Source organism: Armatimonas sp. (assembly GCF_031410135.1).
Classification (GTDB): Bacteria; Armatimonadota; Armatimonadia; order Armatimonadales; family Armatimonadaceae; genus Armatimonas.
In genome coordinates, this window is record NZ_JANNYP010000343.1 from 1 (window position 1) to 2976 (window position 2976).

The following is a 2976-nucleotide window of genomic DNA, read 5'->3' on the forward strand; positions in this document are numbered from 1 at the left end:
CGACGAAGAAGCCTACGAGTATGCCTCAGGGGTGGAGAAGTACGAAAACGAAGACGCTGCCCTGCCTCTCTACAAGGCACTCCTTGACTCTGAGAAGGTAGGAAACTACGCTCGCTTCGATGCAGGAAGAATCCTGATCGAGCGTGATGAGCCTGAAGGGGCAGTAATTCTGGAAGACCTGACAAAGCGCTGGCCAATTATGTCAACGCATTTTTTGGGACTCTTGCATGGCTACCACAAACGAGTCGGGGATGAGAGCGCGGCACGCCAAGCCTTCACCCGCGCCCTCCGGCACGGCGACCAGATGGACGCGTGGCAGTCGGAGCTAGAGCAGCTCACGACAAAAGACACACTTATCCCGCACGGCCTGAGCGATGAAAAAGTGATCGAGCTACGCGAGACTCTGGCAAAGTTTGAAGAGCTTGGCAAGGCGTATCTGGTGCAGAAACAGGTTGCCAACTTCTCCCAGGACACCGAGTTTATTATCCTGGCCATCCAGCTCAAGAAAAAAGTCCGCCTTAACGAGCAGGCAGACTATCAGAAGCTCTACGAAGCCCTGAACGAAGCCGTCCCAATGGTCGTGATCGCGGTCTACAGCAACTTTGCATGGCTCGGAAAGCGGGTGGAGGCCATCCCCGGCGCTCTCATCTATGCTGCCTAGAGTGACTCAGGATCAGAGATCAGCGGGAGGTGCTGGAGGCGCTGCTTCGGGGGAGCGTGCGGCGCGGGCTCGGCTTTCTGGCGCGCTCCGAAGCTAGTGAGAACCTGCTCCAGTGCGGGGAGCATTCCGGTGACGCGCTTGAGCCGAATGAGCGTGTCCCAGAGCGGCTCGAACTTCTTCCAGCCACCCGCGTAGGCAAGATGGCGCAGACGGTCAGGGAGGGTCTCTTTGACAGACGCTCCCGCGAAGAGATTGCGCCAGGAGTAGAACTCGCGGTAGGCGCGCCAGTAGCCGTCTTCGAGCTGCTGCGGGGTCATGCCGTGGGGCTGAAAGACCGTGTGGCGCGTGTCGTAGCGGTCCCAGTCGGAGTGCAGTAAGCGCCCCTCGGCCTGCATACGTTTGTAGAGTGCGGTGCCTGGATAGGGCGTCAGGATGTGAAACGTTGCGGTCTCAATCCCCTGCGAGACCGCCCAGTCCACTGTGCGCTCAAAGACATCCGGGCCGTCGCCATCCATCCCGAAGACAAACGAACCATTGGCCATCACGCCACAGTCGCGGAGCTTTTTAATCGCGGCGTTGTAGTCCCGCCCGAGGTTCTGGCCCTTGTGCTGCTCGGCCAGATTCTCCTGCGAGAGGGTCTCAAAGCCCACAAAGAGCGAGCGCAGTCCCACTTCGGCAGCTTTCTCGATCAGGCCGGGGCGCAGGATCGCCTGCACGGTTCCCGCCGCCTGCCAGACCCGTCCCATTCCGCGCATTCCCTCAAAGAGCGCGTTGGCGAAGCGGACGTTGCCAAAGAGGTGATCATCAAGAAAATAGAGATGCTTCCCCGGCAGCCGCTCGATCTCCGCCAGCGCCTCGTCCACGGCCTGCGTGTAGAAGTGCTTCCCGCCTGCAAAGAACGCGTCCTTGTAGCAAAAGTCGCAGTGGTGTGGGCAGCCGCGTGAGACCACAATCGAGTTGGGGACGAGATAGAGCTGCCGCTTGATCAGATCGCGGCGGATCGGGGGCATCCCCTCCAGCGTCCGGCTGACCGATGCGTAGCGCGGCTGGGGCTTGCCCGCCTGAAAATCCTTGAGAAACTGCGGCCAGATGTCCTCACCCGGCCCTAGAAAGATCGCATCGGCGTGGGCCGCGGCTTCATCAGGGAGCGATGTCACATGCAGCCCACCCAAGCAGACAAACGCCCCGCGTGCTCGGTAGTGGTCGGCGAGCGCATAGGCCCGCCGTGCCGACGTGATATAGACCTCGATCGCCACAATGTCGGGCGCGTCGTCTAAGTGCAACACCTCCACGTGATCGTCTTCCAGCGTCGCCTCCCAGCCGTCGGGAAGATACCCCGCCAGCGTCGCCAAGCCAAGCGGCGGAAAAAGACTGTACTTGATGGGCCGAAAGAGCGGCGACTTCGCCTCGGTAAGCGCGGGGAGGATAAACTTGACGTGCATATTTTTATATTCAAAGAACTTTGCTATGCAAAGTATAAGCATGAATCAGCTTCCTGTCAAGTATCCCCGAGGAACGAGTCCTCGGGCTTAAGAGGGCGACGGCTGCCTTCGCAGCCAAGAGAATCTACTGGGCACGGAGGTGCCCGTCGCCCTCTTAAGCCGGAACCCTCGTGGTTCCGGCTATAATAAGCTATGTCACTGACGATTCCACAACCTGAGACGACGCCTGGCGATACGTCCTGGTTTACCCACGACCGCTTCGGTATGTTTATCCACTGGGGCCTCTATGCCCTGGGCGCACGCCACGAGTGGCTCAAGAACTACGAGCAACTTACCGACGAGCGCTACGAGCGCTACTTTAAGTTCTTCGATCCCGATCTCTACGACCCGGAAGTCTGGGCGAGCGCGGCTGAGAGTGCGGGGATGAAGTACTTTGTCATCACTACCAAGCACCACGAGGGGTTCTGCCTCTGGGACTCGAAGCTCACCGACTACAAGGCCACCAACACCCCGGCCAAGCGCGATCTCCTGCGCCCGATGGTGGATGCCTTCCGTGGACACGGCCTCAAGACGGGTTTTTATCACTCGCTGATCGACTGGCACCACCCGGACTTCGTGGTCGATCATATCCACCCGATGCGCAACTCACCGGACAAAGAGGCGATGAATGTGGGGCGCGATCAGAGCCGCTACGCGCAGTATCTCCACGGCCAAGTGCGTGAGATTCTCTCAGAGTTTGGAAAAATAGACATCCTCTGGTGCGACTTCTCCTACCCGCCCGCCAAGGGCCGCGCGGAGTGGGACAGCGAGAATCTTTATAAGCTGATCCGTGAGTTGCAGCCCGGCATTATCCTCAACGACCGCTTGGACCTA

3 protein-coding genes are annotated in these 2976 nt (G+C 59.4%); 2 read left to right on the forward strand and 1 reads right to left on the reverse strand.

All coding sequences use genetic code 11. From position 1 onward, the window contains the following. Nucleotides 1-661 (forward strand): hypothetical protein (locus tag RMO15_RS12585; protein ID WP_309712907.1); only part of this gene is annotated, 661 nt, incomplete at its 5' end. On the opposite strand, the gene RMO15_RS12590 is transcribed toward RMO15_RS12585, so the two are convergent. Next, on the reverse strand, nucleotides 658-2103 hold the full coding sequence (locus RMO15_RS12590; protein WP_309712910.1) for a radical SAM protein: 1446 nt from the start codon (nucleotides 2101-2103) through the stop codon (nucleotides 658-660). The genes RMO15_RS12585 and RMO15_RS12590 overlap by 4 nt on opposite strands. A gap of 192 nt (nucleotides 2104-2295) precedes the next feature. Between RMO15_RS12590 and RMO15_RS12595 the strand changes: the two genes are divergently transcribed. After that, nucleotides 2296-2976 (forward strand): alpha-L-fucosidase (locus RMO15_RS12595; protein ID WP_309712913.1); only part of this gene is annotated, 681 nt, incomplete at its 3' end.